The organism is Mesorhizobium sp. M0243, assembly GCF_040321775.1.
In the GTDB taxonomy this organism is placed as follows: domain Bacteria; phylum Pseudomonadota; class Alphaproteobacteria; order Rhizobiales; family Rhizobiaceae; genus Mesorhizobium.
In genome coordinates this window covers 1-605 of record NZ_JAMYSF010000088.1, presented here as the reverse complement: position 1 = coordinate 605, position 605 = coordinate 1, and the positions used below count along the sequence as shown (strand labels likewise).

The 605-nt window shown below is 62.6% G+C and carries 1 protein-coding gene and 1 pseudogene; both read right to left on the bottom strand.

Translation table 11 applies throughout. The features are described 5' to 3' along the window. A partial coding sequence (locus tag NKJ11_RS33755) for an IS3 family transposase (protein ID WP_502905830.1) occupies window positions 1–347 on the bottom strand: 347 nt, incomplete at its 3' end. 5 nt (window positions 348–352) lie between these two features. Further along, window positions 353–605, bottom strand: a pseudogene (locus NKJ11_RS33940) (IS3 family transposase); the annotation flags it as partial.

The window sequence follows — 605 nt, the reverse complement described above, 5'->3', positions numbered from 1 at the left end:
CCATTTGCGGTTGGCGCGGTCGGCGCCGAACTTGCGCTGCAACAGATCGGGAGCGGTCCGCCCAGCCTCGCCCCTGTAGGAGCGATACTTCTTCGCCTGACCAGCGACTTCAATCCCATCCCGGCCATCAGGCTCTGGACGGTCTTGTGGTTGACGCGCCGGCCCAACCGGTGCAGTTGCGCAGTCACCCGGCGATAGCCGTAGCGACCCTTGTGGCTGTCGAAGATGGCCTTGATCGCCGCCTTCAGCGCCGCATGGCGGTCCGAGCGCTTCGCTGCTTTCTGTCTGTAATAGAACGTGCTGCGCGCAAGCTTCGCCAGCTCGAGCAGCCCCTCAAGCGAATGCAACGGCCTTAACGCCTGGACGGCTTGCGCTTTTTGAGCGCATGTCCCTGCGTTAAGGCCTCTAGTTTTTTTAGGTAGTCGTTCTCCATCCGCAGATGCTTCAGCTCAGCCAGCAGTTCTTCGCGGCTTTTGGCCTCGTCACTGGCTGCAACAGGCACTGCGGGGGACGGCGGCTTTGACATGGGTCGTCCTCTGGGACGTGGGCCGAGCGCCTCTATCCCGCCCGCATGATAGCGCTTCTCCCAGCCCGTCAGGCAACTG